This window comes from Lysobacter fragariae, from assembly GCF_054779775.1.
Map to the genome: position 1 here is coordinate 445,483 of NZ_BAAGXP010000006.1, position 18,311 is coordinate 463,793.

Sequence of the window (18,311 nt, forward strand, 5' to 3'; positions counted from 1 at the left end):
ACTGGCTCCGCCATGGCGGCGGGTCAGGACCCGCCCTACAATTAGCGGCTCCCCTCAGCCAACCAAGTTGCAACCCATGATCGAGCTGAATCCCGTCCGCCAGCGCATCGCCGACCTCCGGGACCGGCTCGATTCGCTCAGGGGGTATCTTTGACTACGACCACAAGGTCGAACGTCTCGAAGAAGTAAACCGGGAGCTGGAAAGCCCCGACATCTGGAACAACCCAGAAAACGCCCAGACCCTCGGCCGCGAACGCTCGCAGCTGGAGAAGGTCGTGAACGGCATCCGCGACCTCACTGATGGCCTGGTCGGCGGTAACGAATTACTCGAACTGGCCGAGATGGAAGACGACGAAGGCACCGCGCTGGCGGTGGTCGACGATGTCGAACGCTATGCCAAGGACGTCGAGAAGCTGGAGTTCCAGCGCATGTTCTCCGGCAAGATGGATTCGTCGAATGCCTTCGTCGACATCCAGGCCGGCGCCGGTGGCACCGAGGCGCAGGACTGGGCGGAAATCCTGCTGCGCATGTACCTGCGCTGGTGCGAATCGCGTGGCTGGAAGACCGAGCTGATGGAAGCCAGCGGCGGCGACGTTGCCGGCATCAAGTCCGCCACCGTCCGCGTCGAAGGTGATTTCGCCTACGGCTGGCTCAAGACCGAAACCGGCGTGCATCGTCTGGTGCGCAAGTCGCCCTTCGACTCCGACAATCGCCGACACACCAGTTTCACCTCGGTGTTCGTGTCGCCGGAAGTCGACGACAACATCGACATCGAGATCAATCCGGCGGACCTGCGGACCGACGTGTACCGCTCGTCCGGCGCCGGTGGCCAGCACGTCAACAAGACCGAGTCCGCGGTGCGCATCACCCACGTCCCGAGCGGGATAGTCGTGGCGTGCCAGACCGGCCGCAGCCAGCACCAGAACCGTGACAACGCGATGAAGATGCTCGCCGCCAAGTTGTACGAACTGGAAATCCAGAAGCGCAACGCCGAACGCGACGCAGTGGAAGCCACCAAGTCCGACATCGGCTGGGGCAGCCAGATCCGCAACTACGTGCTGGACCAGAGCCGCATCAAGGACCTGCGCACCGGCATCGAACGCAGCGACACGCAGAAGGTGCTGGATGGCGACCTGGACGAATTCGTCGAGGCCAGCCTGAAATCCGGACTGGAAGTCGGTGCGAAACGCAGCGACGCGGCCTGATCCCCAGGCCCGTCGCTATCCGCGCGCCCGCGGCGGCAACTGCACCAGTTCAAGGGGTCAATGCGATGCCGGTGTGAAGCGTCGGCATCATGCAAATCCGCCCGACGACCCGCCCCACTGTATAAAAAGCACTCCCGCCGTCGCGGGAAATGACGATCACAAGCGAACCCGACACCCATGACAGACGAAACGACCCTGCCGCCCGACGAGAACCACCTGATCGCCGAGCGTCGCGCCAAACTCACGGCGCTGCGCGGGCAGGGCGTTGCGTACCCGAACGACTTCCGTCGTGCCGACTACGCGGGCGACCTGCAGGCGCAGTACGCCGATGCGGAGCAGTGGTCCGCCGAAGCGCTCGAAGGCAAGGCCCACCGCGTCGCCATCGCCGGCCGCATCCTGCTCAAGCGCGTGATGGGCAAGGCCAGCTTCGTGCAGATCCAGGACGAATCCGGCCGCATCCAGCTGTTCCTGCAGTCGAACACCCTCGGCGACACCTACGAAGCCTTCAAGGGCTGGGACGCCGGCGACATCATCGCGGCCGAGGGCGTGCTCACGCGCACCAAGACTGGCGAACTGTCGGTGAAGGCAGACGTGCTGCGCCTGCTGACCAAGGCGTTGCGCCCGCTGCCCGACAAGTTCCACGGCCTCGCCGACGTCGAGCAGCGTTACCGCCAGCGTTACGTCGACCTGATCGTGTCGCCGGAATCTCGTGAGGTCTTCGTCAAGCGCTCGCGCATCATCCGCGCGATGCGTGCGTGGCTGGACGCGCGCCGCTTCCTCGAAGTCGAAACGCCGATGATGCATTACATCCCCGGCGGCGCTGCGGCCAAGCCGTTCGTGACCCACCACAATGCGCTGGACCTGCAGCTGTTCCTGCGCGTCGCCCCGGAGCTTTACCTCAAGCGGCTGACCGTCGGTGGCCTGGAGCGCGTGTACGAGATCAACCGCAACTTCCGCAACGAAGGCGTCTCCACCCGCCACAATCCTGAATTCACGATGCTCGAGCTGTACGAGGCCTACGCCACGTACAACGAGATCATGGACCTCACCGAGAACCTGATCCGCGACGTCGCCAGCGAAGTGCTGGGCACCACGGTGATGGAGTGGGACGGTGTCACCATCGACGTCGGCCCCGCGTTCCGCCGCTGGCGCCTGGACGAAGCCGTCCGCGAGAAGAACCCGGAAATCAGCGTTGCCGACTGCCGCGACCGCGATGCGCTGGCCAGGCACTGCGAGCGCCTGCGCGTCCCGGTGAAGGCCGGCTACGGCTGGGGCAAGCTGCTGCTGGAGATTTTCGAGAAGACGGTCGAAGGCAAGCTGGAGCAGCCGACCTTCATCACCCATTACCCGGTTGAGGTCTCGCCGCTGGCGCGCGAGAGCGACACGGAGAAGGGCATCACCGACCGCTTCGAGCTCTTCGTGAACGGCAAGGAGCTGGCGAACGGCTTTTCCGAGCTCAACGATCCCGAAGACCAGGCCGCACGTTTCCAGGCGCAGGTCGAAGCGAAGGAAGGCGGCGACGATGAAGCAATGCACTTCGACGTCGACTACATTCGCGCACTCGAAGTCGGCCTGCCGCCGACCGGTGGCCTGGGCATCGGCATCGACCGACTGGTCATGTTGTTGACGGGCTCTGCCTCGATCCGCGACGTGCTGCTGTTCCCGTACATGCGTCCGGAAGCCTGATTCCGCAGCCGCCCCGCGCCAATGCGGGCGCGGCTGCACATTCAACACGCAATCATTCGCGCAATATCCGCCCGGCCGTTCCTGTCACCTGGACGCCGGGCGCGCTATGCTCCGTGCAGGCCGCCAGGAATGCGGCATCGATCACACAAGGGGGATGATGCGTGGATGTCGTGATTGTCGATGATCAGACTTCGGCGCGGACGATGTTGCGCCACATCATCGAGGACATCGCAGCCGAGCTCCGGGTGCATGACTTCGGCGAGCCTGCGACCGCGCTGGACTGGTGCGAAACCAACCAGCCGGACCTGCTGCTGCTCGACTACCGCATGCCGGGCATCGACGGGCTGGAGTTCGCCCGCCGCTTCCGTCGCACGCCGCTGCATCGTGATATCCCCATCATCCTGGTCACGGTCGTCGGCGACGAACCCGTCCGCCAGGCCGCGCTGGACGCCGGCGTCATCGATTTCCTGGTCAAGCCGGTCCGCCCGCGCGAGCTGCGGGCGCGCTGCCGCAACCTGCTGCAGCTGCGGCAGCAGTCCGAGAACACCAAACAACGCGCCCTGTCGCTGGAGCAGCGCCTGCTGGCCAGCATGCACGAGGTCGAGGAGCGCGAGCGCGAGACCCTGCAGCGGCTGGCACGCGCGATCGAATACCGCGACGCCGGCACCAGTTCCTACCTGGAGCGCATGGCGCACGTCGCCGGGCTGATCGCGGAAACGCTCGGCCTGCCGGAAGACGAGGCGCGCATGGTCGAGATGGCCGCGCCGTTGCACGATGTCGGCAAGATCGCGATTCCCGACTCGGTGCTGCTCAAGCCGGGCCCGCTGACCGAGGAAGAAACCCGCGTGATGCGCCAGCATCCGTTGATCGGTTACCAGCTGTTGGGTGGAAGCCACAACCGTTTCATCCAGGCCGGCGCGGTGGTCGCGCTGCGCCACCATGAGCGCTTCGACGGCACCGGCTATCCCGATGGACTGGTGGGCGAGGAGATCCCGCTGGAAGCACGGATCGTGGCGGTGGCGGATGTGTTCGACGCGTTGATATCGCCACGTCCTTACAAGCATGCCTGGGACATCGACGAGGCATTGGCTTATCTGTGCTCGCAGCGCGGACGACTGTTCGACCCGCAGTGCGTCGATGCGTTGATGCGTGCCCGCGGCAGGCTGGACGACGTGTGCAGCCGCTATTCGCAACGGCAAGGACGGCCGGGCGTCCCAGGTTGATCATGGAGTAGCGGATGCTCGCTTTCCTGCGCCAGTTGAAGTCGCGCCTGTCGGATCGCAGCGACAGCGAGCACGGACAGGCCATCGTCCGCACGGTCATCACCGGACTGTTCGCGATCTACATGGGCTGGCGCGTGCTGAACCACGACGCCAGCCCGTCGCTGTCGCTGACCTGGCTGATCCTGCTGGGCGAACTGGTGGTGTCGGTGGTGCTGCTGGGCGCGATGCTGCGCAATCCCGGCATTTCGCATGTGCGCCGCGCGGTCGGAATGGTGGCGGACTACACGGCGCTATGCCTGGTGATGTGCCTGGAGGGCGAACCCGCGGCCCCGCTGTACTCGATCTACCTGTGGGTGACCGTGGGCAACGGCATGCGCTACGGCCACCGCTACCTGCGAGCGGCGACGGCCATGGCGACCGTGTCGTTCTTCTGCGTGATCACGTTTTCCGACTACTGGCACACCAACCCGTTCCTGTCGTGGGGCCTGCTGATCGGGCTGGTCGCGGTGCCGCTGTATTTCGATTCCCTGCTGCAGGCGCTCACTCGCGCCGTCGACGAAGCCCGCCGTGCCAACGAAGCCAAGAGCCGCTTCGTCGCCAACATGAGCCACGAACTGCGCACGCCGCTCAACGGCATCATCGGCATGGCCGAACTGCTGTCGACCGGCAAGCTGGACAAGGAGCAGCGCGAGTCCTCGGAAATCATCCACACCTCCGCGCAGGCGCTGCTGCTGCTGGTGGACGACGTGCTGGACATTTCCGCCATCGAAGCCGGCAAGCTGCGGACCCAGGCGCAGGACTTCGAACTGCGTGCCCTGGTCGACCGGGTACGCCGGATGGTCGCCCAGCAGGCCAGCGTGAAAGGACTGGAGTTGCGCTGCGAGTGCGACACCGGGTTGCCGCTGGTCCTGCGCGGTGACTCACAGCACCTGCTGCAGGTGCTCCTGAACCTGTTGAACAACGCGATCAAGTTCACTGCCAGCGGCGTCGTGGCCCTGCATGCACACGAACTCTCCCGCAATGCGGACGTGCTGCAGGTGCGTTTTTCCGTACGCGACACCGGTGTCGGCATTCCCAGCGAGGCGCGCGAGCGCATCTTCGATGCCTTCGAACAGGTCGACAGCGGCCGCGACCGGCGCTTCGGCGGCAGCGGGTTGGGCGTGACCATCGCCAAGACCCTCACCGAGCTGATGGGCGGCCGGATCGGCGTGGACGACAACACGGGCGGCGGCACGCACTTCTGGATCGACGTGCCGCTGGCGATGGTGGTGCAGGAAGTCCACGATGCGCCGGCGGACCCGCGCACCGGCGCGGCCAAGGTCATCGCCTTCGACGATCCCTTCGTGCGCCACCGCGCGCGCGTGCGCAGCCTCTCGATCCTGGTCGCCGACGACCAGCAAGCCAACCGGATCGTCCTGCAGCGCCTGCTCGAACGCGCGGGCCACCGGGTGACGCTCGTCGAGGACGGCGAACAGACCCTGGACCGGCTGGCCGAAGAAACCTTCGATGCCGTCGTGGTCGACCTGCACATGCCCGGACTGAGCGGCTTCGACGTGCTGCGACAGGGGCGGGTGCTGCAGGCGGGCGGACGACGCACGCCCTTCATCGTGCTGTCCGCCGACGCGACCGTGCAGGCGCGACAGGAATCGGAGCAGGCGGGCGCATTCGCGTTCCTGACCAAGCCCGTGGTGGTCGCGCGCCTGCTCGACACGCTGGCGCGGGCGGCGCTGGGCGCCAAGGAGCTGCGCGAGGCGGGCGAGGGCACCACAGTCGCGGGTTCGACAATCGCCACGGTGCTCTATGAACTGGCCTCGATGCAGTTGGGCGATGCGTTCCTGCGGCAGTTCGTGGAGCAGTGCCTGCGCGACGTGGGGCGCTGCATGGGCCAGATCCAGCAGGCAGCGGCGGACCACGATGGCGAGGCCCTGCATGAAGCCGCACACGCCATGCGCGGCGTCGCCGAGAACCTCGGCGCAAAATCGCTCGGCGACCGTTGCCGGCAGTTGATGGGGAACAGCGTCGCGGCGCTATCGCGGGATGGCGGGCGGTTGGTGGGCGACCTCGATCGGCTGGTCGAATCCACGGCGCAGCAGGCGCGCGTGGAGTTGCGACGGCTCACCACGTCCGGGGAAAGCCACGGCGATCACCAGCCCGGTGGGGACTGAGTCGATCGCGGCCGAACGGGCTTCCGGGCTCCTTGAGGCACGCAGCTTGAGGCAGGCAGCCTGAGGCAAGCCGTTCGAGGTACATGCCACTCAAGGGGTCAGGCGGAAGCCGACCAGTGCGCTGGCCGATTTCGACGCATGACCCCTGGACTCACCCAGGCCGAGCCTTGGCGCTTCACCAGGCCTTCCTCACGCAATCGCTTCATCCTGGCGACGGTACTGCGCGCGGACCAGGCGTTCCATCGTGCGCAGGGATTTCTCGCCCAGTTGCAGTGCGGTGTCCACCCAGATCTCGGTGATCCGCATCATTTCCTCCAGCGTCACCGGCTGCGATAGCGAGCGCACGCGCTGCATCGCGGCACGCGCATGCGGGATGCGGCGGTTCGTCTTCACGATCTCCTCGACGGCGCGGACGCCTTCGCCCTTGGGCACCAGCACGTCCACCAATCCCATCCGGTACAACTGTTCGCTCTCATAGACGTTTCCTTCGAGCATCAGCTTTTCCGCCTGCACCGCGGGAATGCGCTTGCACAGGAAGGAATAGGCGCCCATGCCGGGGAAAAGGTCGAAGAGCACTTCAGGCAGGCCCATCAGCGCGCCTTCCTCGGCGACGATGGTGTGGCAGCTCAGTGCGGCCTCGAACCCGCCGCCCAGCGCGTCGCCCTGCACCAGCGCGATGGTGTGCGCACCTGCGCCCAACCCGGTGTGGAATGCGTGCACGCCGCGCACGCACTGGCGCGCGTAGCCGAGCAGTCCTTCGCGATCGCCCTGGCGGATCAGCCGGCAGAACAGTTCAAGGTCGCCGCCCAGGTTGAAGGCGTTGTTTTCCGATGCAAGCACGACATGCGGAAGTCTCGTTGCTCCGCCACGCATGGTTTCAGTACGTAGGCGACGCGAGAGGTCGCGCTGGTAGTCGAGGATGTCGTCGACCAGGCGCGGCGAGAAACATGCCCGCCCCGGCGACTGCACGAGATGGGCATGCATGTACAGCCAGTGCACGGCGTTTTCTGCATCTTCGTCCGTGCGGAGGGTGGAGTTCCGGTCGTTGCGGAAAAACGGGTGAACGGCAGACATGGCAATCCCCTGGGAGAAGCCGTCCGGCCGGTCGCGTTTCAGGACGGCGTGGGTTTTAGATAACTCCGGTGCGTCCGACGCCCCGATTCTATGCCCGTAACGCAACACGCCCGCAAGGCGAGGCCGTTGCGGGCGTGGAAAATGCGAAAAAGCTGACGGAAGGCGCGGATCAGACTGCGAGATCAGGCTGCGAGATCAGGCTGCGGGCTTGTCCCGCAATTCGCGACGCAGGATCTTGCCGACATTGGTCTTGGGCAGTTCGGTCCGGAATTCGACGTACTTGGGATGCTTGTAGCCGGTCAGGTTGGCGCGTGCGTGCGCCTTCACGTCTTCGGCGGTCAGCGCCGGATCCTTCTTCACGATGACGACCTTCACCGCTTCGCCCGACTTCTCATCCGGAACGCCCACCGCGGCGACTTCCAGCACCCCGGGCATCATCGCGATGACGTCCTCGACCTCGTTGGGGTACACGTTGAAGCCGGATACCAGGATCATGTCCTTCTTGCGGTCGACGATGTAGAAGTAGCCCTTCTCGTCCATCTTCGCCATGTCGCCGGTGTGCAGCCAGCCGTCCTTGTCGATGACGTTGGCGGTCTCCTCCGGGCGCTGCCAGTAGCCCTTCATCACCTGCGGGCCGCTGATGCACAACTCGCCGACTTCGCCCATGGCGAGGGTCTTTCCGTCCTCGTCCTTGACGCAGGCATTGGTCGACGGGATCGGCAGGCCGATGGCGCCGTTGTACGCCTTCAGGTCCATCGGATTGATGCACGCCGCCGGCGAGGTCTCGGTGAGGCCGTAGGCCTCCACCAGCGTGACGCCGGTGACCTGCTTCCAGCGCTCGGCCACGGCGCGCTGCACCGCCATGCCGCCGCCCAGGGTCAGGTGCAGGTGCGAGAAATCGACCTGGTCGAAGCCCGGCGTGTTCAGCAGGCCATTGAACAGCGTGTTGACGCCGGTGATCGCGGTGAACGGGATCTTCTTGAGTTCCTTCACGAAGCCGGGCATGTCGCGCGGATTGGTGATCATCACGTTGAGGCCACCGAACTTCATGAAGACCAGGCAGTTCGCCGTCAACGCGAAGATGTGGTACAGCGGCAGCGCGGTGACGATGATTTCCTCGCCGTACTTCACGTTCGATCCCACCCACGCCGACGCCTGCTGCATGTTGGCGACGAGGTTGCGGTGGGTGAGCATCGCGCCCTTGGACACGCCCGTGGTGCCGCCGGTGTACTGCAGGAACGCGATGTCGTCCGACGCGATTTCCGTCGCGGGCAAGGTCTTGAGCTGGCCGAGCACCAGCGTGTCGCGGAACCGCACCGCGCCGGCGATCGCGTAGTCCGGAATCATCTTCTTCACGTGGCGCAGCATGAAGTTGACGATGGGGCCCTTCGGGAAGCCCAGCATGTCGCCCAGGCCGGTGGTGATCACCTGCTTGACCGGCGTCTCGGCGATCACTTCCTGCACCGTGTTGCCGAAATTGTCGAGGACCAGCAGCACGCTGGCGCCGGAGTCGACCAGCTGGTGCTTGAGTTCGCGCGCGGTGTACATCGGGTTGACGTTGACCACCGTCAGGCCCGCACGCAGCGTGCCGAAGATCGCGATCGGGTACTGCAGGCAGTTGGGCATCATGATCGCGACGCGATCGCCCTTCTTGAGACCGAGCTCGCCCAGCAGGTACGCCGCGAACTGCTTGCTGAGGCGATCGATCTCGCCGTAGGTCATCACCTTGCCGAGGTTGGCGAATGCAGGGCGGTCACGATAGGCGTCGATGGCCTTCTGCAGCACCGAGACAACGGATGGAAACTCGTTGACGTCGATCTCAGTCGGCACCCCTTCCGGGTACTCGGCCAGCCACGGACGTTCATTGCTCATCGCGATCCCCTTAGATTGGTGCGCCCAGGTTTGATGCGGCCTGTTCACGGCGTCCTTCCGTCGGCCGGCGTCGCGCCAAAGTTGCACGTGACGCGCGTACCGGCGAATGCGCTGCCGTACGGTTGACCCGATTGGAGCATAGGCCCCCAAGGCTGGCAAGGCGGCTACCCGGGCATCGTGATGGCGGTAGGCTGGCAACGATTGAAAGCCGCATCGTGAGGACGAAGCCGATGAGATTCCATCGCACGGGCGTGGCAGCGGCGGCACTGGCGCTGCTGATGATGGCGACCTGCCTGGGCGGATGCTCACGCACGCCACCGGAACAGGTGCTGCGCGACACGGTGGCTTCGCTGCAGCACGCCATCGAGAGCCGGGATGCCGGCGCGGTGGAGGACCTGCTGGCGGAGGACTTCATCGGGCCCGACGGCATGGATCGCAAGGCGGCGCGCAGGATGGCGCAGCTGATGTTCCTGCGTTACCAGGACGTCGGCGTCACCCTCGGGCCAGTGCAGGTGGAGCTGCGCGGCCGGCAGGCGACCGTACGTTTCACCGCCGCGCTGACCGGAGGCGCAGGGATGCTGCCGGACAGTGGGCGCCTGTACGACGTCGAGACCGCGTGGCGCCAGGTCGACGACGACTGGCGCCTGGTCAATGCGCAGTGGACGCCGAACCTGTAGCCGGGCGCCGTTCGGAGGAGCAGCGCCTCAGTTCCTGGCGCGTTTCGAAGCCGACAGCAACACCGCAAGCCGAGCGCAAAGCGGGTTGGTTGAAGTGAATTGAATGAATTGTCAGTCCGCGGACAGCGCGCTGATCGTCACGTAATACCCGTCCGGATCCCGAAGCGAAAACTCCAGGGTTCCCGTGTTCGGATTGACGTGGGGCTCTTCTTCCAGCGGGGAGACAAGCGCCCTTGCCCTTGGCAGGGCCCTGTCGAAATCGTCCACCCGAAAAAACAGCAGCAGCCCGTTGCCGGGCTTCGCGTGATCGGGGCTCAGCAGGGAAGGATGGTCGTGCGCACCCCATGCGTGGAGGCAGAGCAGGACCGTGCCATCCGAGTCGAGGATCTGCCCGAAGTAATCGTGGGCAGGCGGCGTTAATGGCTGGCCAAAGAGCGACTGGTACCACGTAGCACTGCGAGCCACGTCATCCACCCCAAGGATCGTCCACGTGCGCTTCATCGGGAGAGCTCCTGCAAGCCTGACACCGGGCAGGGCAGGGCTGCGAAGCCACCCCGGTTCGAATGAGCTACCAGTACCTTCTTCATGGGCAGGCGGACGACCACGACGGCTCAGTCCTGCGTTTCTTCGCGATCGCGCGCTGGTAGCGCATCGCGAAAGACTTCATACGTCTTCCATGCCGGGACCGGCGGCTCATGGTCCGGTCGAGGCGCGTGCACGGAGTGCTCCACCAGCTGCATCTTGTGCACATAGCGGGGGCAGTTGGGGAAGATCCTGTCGGCCGTGACGCGAACGATGAACACGCAGCCCGGGAACTCAGGGCGAAGCGGGTCATCCTCCGCGATCCGTGCCGTGCCGTTTACACGCAGTCGCTTTGGTTGCTCGAAATCCACGAACAACAATCCGATTTGCGGGTTGACGAGAACGTTTCCCCAGGTCCGGTACATGCCATTGCCGTCGTAATCCGGAATGGCCAGTGTCTGGTCATCCAGGACACGCACGAAACCCGGCAGCCCACCTTTGTACGAACAGTCCGGTTGGCCACCGGCGTCGGCGGTGGCGATGAAAAACATGCAACAGCGCTGGATGAAGGCTCGGTCCTCATCGGTGAAAGCCGAATGCACGGTGACCTGCTCTAGGCGGTCCGCGAGGGGTCGCGTTTCACGCGACGCCTGCAGTTTCCGCATGCCTTCGTGATACATCGGGGCGTTGGCCATGCGTCCTCCCGGTGTTCCTGTTGGAACCGTGCTTCCAGCCATTGCGAAGCCGGCTACGCCACCTTCTTCGACGCCAGCTGCCGCAGAACGTAATGCAGGATGCCGCCGTGGCGGGGGAAGCGGCGCGTTTATGCGGCACGGCCGCGTGCGCCGCTGAGCGCCCATGCGCGTGCCGCGCAAGGGCGGGGCTTCCGCCCGCTCCGGAAGCGACTACGCCACCTTCTTCGACGCCAGCTGCCGCAGCACGTAATGCAGGATGCCGCCGTGTCGGAAGTACTCGACTTCCTTCGGCGTCAGCATCAGCACCTTCACCTCGAACGTCGTCGTGGTGCCGTCGGACTTGCGCGCGCTCACCGTCGCCGTCTTCGCGGCGCCGTCGGCCAGCCCGGTGATGCTGACGACTTCGGAGCCATCCAGTCCCAGCGACTGCGCGTTCTCGCCATCCTTGAACTGCAACGGCAGCACGCCCATGCCGACCAGGTTGGAGCGATGGATCCGCTCGAAGCTCTGGGCCACGACGGCCTTCACGCCGAGCAGGTTGGTGCCCTTGGCCGCCCAGTCGCGCGATGAGCCCGTCCCGTATTCCTTGCCGGCGAACACCACCAGTGGCACGCCGTCGGCGCGGTACTTCATCGCGGCGTCATAGATCGCCAGCTTCTCGCCAGCGCCGCCGTCCTTTGCGTAATGGAGCGTGTTGCCGCCTTCCTCGCCGCCGAGCATCAGGTTCTTGATGCGGATGTTGGCGAAGGTGCCGCGCACCATCACGTCGTCGTTGCCACGGCGCGAACCATAGGAATTGAAGTCCGCCGGCTGCACGCCACGCGCCTGCAGGAAACGGCCGGCCGGGGAGTCCTTCTTGATGTTGCCCGCCGGCGAGATGTGGTCGGTGGTGATCGAGTCGCCGAACACGCCCATGACACGGGCGCCGTGGATGTCGTCGATCGAGCCGACCTGCATGCCGATGCCGTCGAAGTAGGGCGGGTTCTTGATGTAGGTCGACGCCTCGTCCCAGCGGAACGATTCGCCTTCGGGCGAGTCGATCTGGTTCCAGCGCGAATCGCCCTTGAACACGTCGGCGTAGTTCTGCGCGAACAGTTCCGGGCCGACGGTCGCGGCGATGGTGTCGCCGATTTCCTTGTTGCTCGGCCAGATGTCGCGCAGGAACACGTCCTTGCCGTCCGGCGTGTGGCCGAGCGGTTCCCTGGTCAGGTCGATATCGACCGTACCTGCCAGCGCGTACGCCACCACCAGCGGCGGCGAGGCGAGGTAGTTCATCTTCACCTCGGCGTGCACGCGGCCTTCGAAGTTGCGGTTGCCCGACAGCACCGATGCCACCGCCAGGTCGTTCTCGGCGATGCCCTTGGACACTTCGTCCGGCAGCGGACCGGAGTTGCCGATGCAGGTGGTGCAGCCGTAGCCGACCACGAAGAAACCCAACTGCTCCAGGTCGGCGAGCACGCCGGCTTTCTTCAGGTAATCGGTGACCACCAGCGAGCCCGGGCCAAGCGAAGTCTTCACCCACGGCTTCGCCTTCAATCCCAGCTTCACCGCGTTGCGCGCGAGCAGGCCGGCGCCGAGCATCACCGCGGGATTGGAGGTGTTGGTGCACGAGGTGATCGCCGCGATCACCACCGAACCGTCGTGCAGCTCGGCGTCCTGGTCCTTGATGCGGATCTTCGACTTCGGCTTGGCCGCGAGGTGTTGGGCCTGGGTCTGGTCGCCACCTTCGCCGACCAGCCGCGCCAGCGATTCCGCGCGCGGCTTGCGGTTGGCGGTCAGCCCTTCCAGGTTGGTGAGGAAGTTGTCCTTGACCGCTTCCAGCAACACGCGGTCCTGCGGGCGCTTGGGGCCGGCGAGCGAGGGCTTCACGTCGCCCAGGCTGAGCTCGAGCGTGGCGGAGTAGGTGGCATGCGGCGAGCTTGCGTCGTGCCACAGGCCCTGCGCCTTGGCGTAGGCCTCGACCAGCGCGATCTGCTCGGCGCTGCGGCCGGACAGGCGCAGGTAATTGATGGCCTCGACGTCGATCGGGAAGATGCCGCAGGTCGCGCCATATTCCGGCGCCATGTTGGCGATGGTGGCGCGATCGGCCAGTGGCAGGTGCTGCAGGCCGTCGCCGAAAAATTCGACGAACTTCCCGACCACGCCGAGCGAACGCAGCATCTGCGTGACGGTGAGCACCAGGTCGGTCGCGGTCGTGCCTTCCGGCAGCCTGCCGGTGAGCTTGAAGCCGACCACCTGCGGAATCAGCATCGACGAGGGCTGGCCGAGCATCGCGGCTTCGGCCTCGATGCCGCCGACGCCCCAGCCGAGCACGCCGATGCCGTTGATCATCGTGGTGTGCGAATCGGTGCCGAACACGGTGTCGGGGAAGGCCTGCATGACGCCGTCCACGTCGCGCGCCATCACCACGCGGGCGAGGTTCTCCAGGTTCACCTGGTGGACGATGCCGGTGTTGGGCGGCACCACCTTGAAGTTCTGCAGCGCCTTCTGGCCCCAGCGCAGGAAGCTGTAGCGTTCCTTGTTGCGCTCGAACTCGATCTTGCCGTTGAGTTCCAATGCGTCCGCGCGGCCGAACACGTCGACCTGCACCGAGTGGTCGATGACCAGTTCGGACGGGATCAGCGGGTTGATCTGCCTGGGGTTGCCGCCGAGCCTGCTCACCGCGTCGCGCATTGCCGCCAGGTCGACGACGCAGGGCACGCCGGTGAAGTCCTGCAGCACTACGCGCGCCGGCATGAAGGCGATCTCGGTGTCGGGTTCCTTTGTCGCGTCCCACTGCGCCACGGCTTCGATGTGGTCCTTGCCGACCGTCATGCCGCCGTCTTCATGGCGCAGGAGGTTCTCCAGCAGGATCTTCATGGAGTAGGGCAGCTTGGACAGGTCGAAGCGCTTGCCGAGCTCGGGCAGGCTGAAGTACGTGTAGGACTTGCCGTTGACCGCGAGTTGGGCGCGGGTGGCGAAGGAGTCGAGCGACATGGGGGGAGCTCCTTGTGGCGTGTTCGAGGGGGCGTTGTGGCGGGTCAAGACCCGCCCTGCGACGCAGTCCCGCGGCAGGACGGATCGATTATGAACGCGTCAGGGCGAAGGCTCGCGTCCACATCGTTACGGGAATGGGAAGGAGCGGACCGGGGTTCGTGAGCTGCACGGGTTGGGGCGGGTCTCGACCCGCCGCCCGCGAAGTCTGTCGAGGTCAGGAGCGAGGCGCTTGTCCGCCCGTTTGGTCGGTATGACGGGTAAGCGGTCTGGCGGGTCAAGACCCGCCTACGCAGGTATGCCGCGATACCTCCGAGTCGATTCCGGAACCCTCCGGAGGTATCAGCGGATACCTCGCGACCTGTCCGGGAACCCTCGCGAGATATGGATCGATACCTCCCGACCCATTCCGAAACCCTCACGAGGCCCGGGCGAACCCTCCGGACCTATTCCGGAACCCTCCGGAGGTATCGACCGATACCTCGCGACCCATCCGGAATGCCTCCGGACCCTTGCGCGATACCTCGGGAGGGATTCCGAGGCGACTGCGAGGTATCGGATGAACCCTCGGGAGGTATCGGGATACCTCCGACCGTCATCTCCGCGAAGGCGGGGGATCCCGCGCCTGCAGGTCGCTGAAGCCACGCCTCTGGATCCCGCCTTCGCGGGAATGACGAGTTCAGGTTTCCGGTTGTCCGCTGGTTACTTTGTTGTCGGCCCCCTGAATCCGTGCGCCGCGTCAATTGAGTATGAAGTCGCCGGTATGTAAAATTCATGCATACCTGACCGGAGCCCGCCCATGGAAGCGACCGTCGCCGAACGTGGCCAGATCACCCTGCCCAAGGCCGTGCGTGATGCCCTGGGGCTGACCAAGGGGAGCCTGCTGAAGGTGGAGCTGGAGGGCAACCGGATCGTCCTGCGCAAGAGCGTGGACGACGCCGTGTCAAAGGCCCGCGGCCGCTTCAGGCTCGACGGGTTCGATTCCACCGACCAGGCGATGCGCGCGATCCGCGCGCCCGCCGAGTCCGGCGAGCCGGCCGAACCCTCGGAGACGGCTGAGTCGTGAGCGCGACGACCATCGCCATCGATGCCTCGGTCCTGATCGACCTGCTGGCCAACGGCCCGCAGGCGGACGCTGCCGAGGCCTGCCTGCGCCAAGCCCTGAGCAATGGCCCGGTGGTGATCAGCGATGTCGCGCTGGCTGAAGTCTGCAGCGCGCTGCACGACGGCGCCGAGGCGCTCACGGTGCTCGAGGAAATGAGCATCCGTTTCAGCCCGATCGAATCCAAGTCCGCCCTGCGCGCCGGCGAGATGCAACGCCGCTACCGCCAGCGGGGCGGGGCACAGACCCGGGCGCTGCCCGATTTCCTGATCGGGGCGCACGCGCTGTTGCAGTGCGATGGCCTGATCACCCGCGACGACGCTTTCTATCGCCAGTATTTCAAGGGACTCAAGCTGGTCGTTCCTTCCGCTTGAATCCCGACCCTTTCAACACCGCCACACATGGAGTTCCTGATGCTCGCTTCCTACCGCCAACACGTCGCCGAACGCGCCGCCCTGGGCATTCCGCCCCTGCCGCTGACCGCGCAGCAGACCGCCGACGTGATCGAGCTGCTCAAGACCGTGCCGGTTCAAAGCGGGCCGGCGGGCGAGGGGGCGTCTTCTGAAGGCGAATTCCTGCTCGATCTGATCACCAGCCGCGTTCCGGCCGGCGTCGACGATGCCGCCAAGGTCAAAGCGTCGTACCTCGCCGCCATCGCCTTCGGCACCGAAAAGAGCGCGCTGATCTCGCGTGAACGCGCCACGCAACTGCTGGGCACCATGCTGGGCGGCTACAACATCCATCCGCTGGTCGAATTGCTCGACGATGCGCAGGTCGGCACCGTCGCGGCCGAAGCGCTCAAGCACACGCTGCTGATGTTCGATGCCTTCCACGACGTGCAGGACAAGGCCGAGAAGGGCAACGCCAACGCCAAGTCCGTGCTGCAGAGCTGGGCCGACGCCGAATGGTTCACCAGCAAGCCGGAAGTGCCGGAATCGCTGACGATCACCGTGTTCAAGGTCACCGGCGAAACCAACACCGACGACCTGTCGCCCGCACCCGACGCGACCACGCGTCCCGACATCCCGCTGCACGCGCTGGCGATGCTGAAGAACGCGCGCGACGGCATCGTGCCGGAAGAAGACGGCAAGCGCGGCCCGATCAAGTTCATCGAGTCGCTGAAAGACAAGGGCCACCTGGTTGCCTACGTCGGCGACGTGGTCGGCACCGGTTCCAGCCGCAAGTCCGCGACCAACTCGGTGCTGTGGTTCACCGGCGAAGACATCCCCTTCATCCCGAACAAGCGCTTCGGCGGCGTGTGCCTGGGGTCGAAGATCGCCCCGATCTTCTACAACACGATGGAAGACGCCGGCGCGCTGCCGATCGAGCTCGACGTATCGCAGATGGACATGGGCGACGTGGTCGAGCTGCGTCCGTTTGAGGGCAAGGCGATCAAGAATGGCCAGGTCATCGCCGAGTTCGCGGTGAAGTCCGACGTGCTGTTCGACGAAGTCCGCGCCGGCGGCCGCATCCCGCTGATCGTCGGCCGCGGCCTGACCGCCAAGGCGCGTGAAGCGCTGGGCCTGCCCACGTCGACGCTGTTCCGCCTGCCGCAGAACCCGGCCGATACCGGCAAGGGTTATTCGCTGGCGCAGAAGATGGTCGGTCGCGCCTGCGGTCTGCCGGAAGCCGGCGGCGTGCAGGCCGGCATCCGTCCGGGCACCTACTGCGAGCCGAAGATGACCTCGGTGGGTTCGCAGGACACTACCGGTCCGATGACGCGCGACGAACTCAAGGACCTGGCGTGCCTGGGCTTCTCCGCCGATCTGGTGATGCAGTCGTTCTGCCACACCGCGGCTTATCCGAAGCCGGTGGACGTCAAGACGCACCACGAGCTGCCGGCCTTCATCAGCAACCGTGGCGGCATCGCGCTGCGTCCGGGCGATGGCGTGATCCACAGCTGGCTCAACCGCATGCTGATGCCCGACACCGTCGGTACCGGCGGCGACTCGCACACGCGCTTCCCGGTCGGCATCTCGTTCCCGGCCGGTTCGGGCCTGGTCGCGTTCGCCGCGGCCACCGGCGTGATGCCGCTGGACATGCCCGAATCGGTGCTGGTCCGCTTCAAGGGCGAGATGCAGCCGGGCGTGACCTTGCGTGACCTCGTCAATGCGATCCCGCTGGCCGCGATCAAGCAGGGCCTGCTGACCGTCGCGAAGCAAGGCAAGAAGAACATCTTCTCCGGCCGCATCCTGGAGATCGAAGGCCTGCCGCAGCTCAAGGTCGAACAGGCATTCGAATTGTCCGACGCCTCGGCCGAACGCTCCGCTGCCGGCTGCACGGTGAAGCTCGACAAGGAACCGATCATCGAATACCTCACCAGCAACATCACGCTGCTGAAGTGGATGATCGCCGAGGGTTATGCCGACCCGCGTTCGCTGTCGCGCCGCATCAAGGCGATGGAAGGCTGGCTGGCCAACCCGCAGCTGTTGGAAGGCGATGCGGACGCCGAGTACGCCGCCGTCATCGACATCGACCTGAACGAGATCGTCGAGCCGATCGTGGCCTGCCCGAACGATCCGGACGACGTGAAGACGCTGTCCGACGTCGCCGGTGCGGTGATCGATGAAGTCTTCATCGGTTCGTGCATGACCAACATCGGCCACTTCCGCGCCGCTGCCAAGCTGCTCGAAGGCAAGCGCGACATCCCGACCCGCCTGTGGGTCGCGCCGCCGACCAAGATGGATGCGTCGGAGCTGACGAAGGAAGGCCACTACGGCACCTTCGGCACCGCCGGTGCGCGCATGGAAATGCCGGGCTGCTCGCTGTGCATGGGCAACCAGGCGCAGGCGCGCGAAGGCGCGACGGTGTTCTCGACGTCGACCCGCAACTTCCCGAACCGCCTGGGCCGCAACACCAACGTGTACCTGGGTTCGGCGGAACTGGCTGCGATCTGCTCGCGCCTGGGCCGCATCCCGACGCGCGAGGAGTACATGGCGGACGTCGGCGTACTCAAGGCCGATAGTGACAAGGTCTACCGCTACATGAACTTCGACCAGATCGAGGAATACCGCGAGGTCGCGGACAAGGTCGTGGCTGCGTAAGCGCGTCGAATCGGCCAGCAAAAAGCCCCGGCATGTCCGGGGCTTTTTTGTTTTATCTGGCGCCTGGTGACCG

At 65.5% G+C, this 18,311-nt stretch carries 13 protein-coding genes; 8 read left to right on the forward strand and 5 right to left on the reverse strand.

The annotated features are described in order from the left end of the window. The first annotated feature begins 76 nt into the window (after positions 1–76). From prfB to ACYVD7_RS08020, 4 genes are all read left to right on the forward strand, one after another. A protein-coding gene (gene prfB, locus ACYVD7_RS08005; protein WP_460761354.1) for a peptide chain release factor 2 occupies positions 77–1,205 on the forward strand; the annotation gives its coding sequence in 2 pieces (ribosomal slippage) (positions 77–151 and positions 153–1,205; 1,128 coding nt in all). Between the two features lie 177 nt (positions 1,206–1,382). Then, positions 1,383–2,891 (forward strand): lysine--tRNA ligase, encoded by a 1,509-nt coding sequence (gene lysS / locus ACYVD7_RS08010; protein WP_460761357.1) that lies wholly within the window; start codon positions 1,383–1,385, stop codon positions 2,889–2,891. Between the two features lie 161 nt (positions 2,892–3,052). After that, the gene (locus ACYVD7_RS08015) at positions 3,053–4,114 is read left to right on the forward strand and encodes an HD domain-containing phosphohydrolase (RefSeq protein ID WP_460761360.1); all 1,062 of its coding nucleotides are present in this window, start codon (positions 3,053–3,055) and stop codon (positions 4,112–4,114) included. A gap of 14 nt (positions 4,115–4,128) precedes the next feature. Then, the gene (locus tag ACYVD7_RS08020) at positions 4,129–6,279 is read left to right on the forward strand and encodes an ATP-binding protein (protein WP_460761362.1); all 2,151 of its coding nucleotides are present in this window, start codon (positions 4,129–4,131) and stop codon (positions 6,277–6,279) included. 189 nt (positions 6,280–6,468) lie between these two features. Here the strand turns inward: ACYVD7_RS08020 and ACYVD7_RS08025 are convergent, their stop codons facing one another. Together ACYVD7_RS08025 and ACYVD7_RS08030 are read right to left on the reverse strand one after the other, a co-directional pair. After that, positions 6,469–7,353 carry a crotonase/enoyl-CoA hydratase family protein gene (locus tag ACYVD7_RS08025; protein WP_460761366.1) on the reverse strand — a complete coding sequence of 295 codons (885 nt, stop codon included), beginning with the start codon at positions 7,351–7,353 and terminating at the stop codon, positions 6,469–6,471. 195 nt (positions 7,354–7,548) lie between these two features. Continuing rightward, positions 7,549–9,225, reverse strand: a complete 1,677-nt coding sequence (locus ACYVD7_RS08030; RefSeq protein WP_460761368.1) for a long-chain fatty acid--CoA ligase — start codon at positions 9,223–9,225, stop codon at positions 7,549–7,551. 230 nt (positions 9,226–9,455) lie between these two features. On the opposite strand from ACYVD7_RS08030, the gene ACYVD7_RS08035 reads away from it, so the two are divergent. Beyond that, the gene (locus ACYVD7_RS08035; protein WP_460761371.1) at positions 9,456–9,902 is read left to right on the forward strand and encodes a YybH family protein; all 447 of its coding nucleotides are present in this window, start codon (positions 9,456–9,458) and stop codon (positions 9,900–9,902) included. A gap of 111 nt (positions 9,903–10,013) precedes the next feature. Here the strand turns inward: ACYVD7_RS08035 and ACYVD7_RS08040 are convergent, their stop codons facing one another. The 3 genes from ACYVD7_RS08040 to acnA all read right to left on the reverse strand — a co-directional run bounded on the left by ACYVD7_RS08040 (position 10,014) and on the right by acnA (position 14,095). Beyond that, positions 10,014–10,403, reverse strand: coding sequence for a VOC family protein (locus tag ACYVD7_RS08040; RefSeq protein WP_460761373.1), 390 nt, complete (start codon positions 10,401–10,403; stop codon positions 10,014–10,016). A gap of 110 nt (positions 10,404–10,513) precedes the next feature. Beyond that, the gene (locus tag ACYVD7_RS08045) at positions 10,514–11,119 is read right to left on the reverse strand and encodes a pyridoxamine 5'-phosphate oxidase family protein (RefSeq protein ID WP_460761376.1); all 606 of its coding nucleotides are present in this window, start codon (positions 11,117–11,119) and stop codon (positions 10,514–10,516) included. 210 nt (positions 11,120–11,329) lie between these two features. Beyond that, positions 11,330–14,095, reverse strand: a complete 2,766-nt coding sequence (gene acnA, locus ACYVD7_RS08050) for an aconitate hydratase AcnA (protein WP_460761379.1) — start codon at positions 14,093–14,095, stop codon at positions 11,330–11,332. A gap of 796 nt (positions 14,096–14,891) precedes the next feature. Between acnA and ACYVD7_RS08055 the strand changes: the two genes are divergently transcribed. The 3 genes from ACYVD7_RS08055 to acnB are packed head-to-tail and all read left to right on the forward strand — an operon-like array spanning position 14,892 to position 18,238. After that, positions 14,892–15,158: an AbrB/MazE/SpoVT family DNA-binding domain-containing protein gene (locus ACYVD7_RS08055; protein WP_460761382.1), complete on the forward strand. Its 267-nt coding sequence runs from the start codon at positions 14,892–14,894 to the stop codon at positions 15,156–15,158. Next, entirely contained in the window at positions 15,155–15,568 is a 414-nt protein-coding gene (locus ACYVD7_RS08060; RefSeq protein WP_460761385.1) for a type II toxin-antitoxin system VapC family toxin, read from the forward strand. The genes ACYVD7_RS08055 and ACYVD7_RS08060 overlap by 4 nt, the downstream gene beginning before the upstream one ends. 39 nt (positions 15,569–15,607) lie before the next feature. Next, positions 15,608–18,238, forward strand: coding sequence for a bifunctional aconitate hydratase 2/2-methylisocitrate dehydratase (acnB, locus tag ACYVD7_RS08065; protein WP_460761388.1), 2,631 nt, complete (start codon positions 15,608–15,610; stop codon positions 18,236–18,238). The last annotated feature ends 73 nt before the right edge of the window (positions 18,239–18,311 follow it).